Below are 518 nucleotides of genomic sequence, written 5' to 3' on the forward strand. Positions count from 1 at the left end.
AACGTTATATGCCATATTACGCGAAATGACTCGAAAAGAACATTGGAAAAATCAGCTTAATAACTATACTGAGCTCATTGAAAAATATAAATGGAAACAAGAACCAATGTTGGAACTCGTTAAGTTGTTCCTGACAAACGGAATTAGCGAATTATTTTTCCCTAGCAATTCGCACGCAGCACTTGGATTGTCGAAATTTGCAAATTATCCGTTGAGAACTGAACATAATATGGTTTTCATAAGTTATGACCAGGACGAAGATATTTTCAAAATTTATTTTTACAGAGGCAAAAAGAACGATTGGCTTTTCAAAAAAGAAACAACTGTAGTTGAAGACAAAGATATCAACCGTATAAAATATTGGCTCAACTTAATTTAAAAAATACGGCATATAACAGCGGCTCTTTGCCACCGCTGCCTTATGTTAGCGGGAAAAAACTTTTTCTTAACTTCGTTTCCGTTCGGTGGAGAATACTCTTTCCGGAATGCCGCGGCGCCAAAGAAGCCGCCGAACGTTA

The 518-nt window shown here is 36.9% G+C and carries 1 protein-coding gene; it reads left to right on the plus strand.

Annotated elements, in window-relative coordinates; all coding sequences use genetic code 11:
* Positions 1–379, plus strand: a 379-nt coding sequence (locus HZF10_RS17900; protein WP_217703417.1) for a hypothetical protein, incomplete at its 5' end; no start/stop codon positions are given.
* Positions 380–518 lie beyond the last annotated feature (139 nt).

This window comes from Flavobacterium agri, assembly GCF_013401995.1.
In the GTDB taxonomy this organism is placed as follows: Bacteria; Bacteroidota; Bacteroidia; order Flavobacteriales; family Flavobacteriaceae; genus Flavobacterium; species Flavobacterium agri.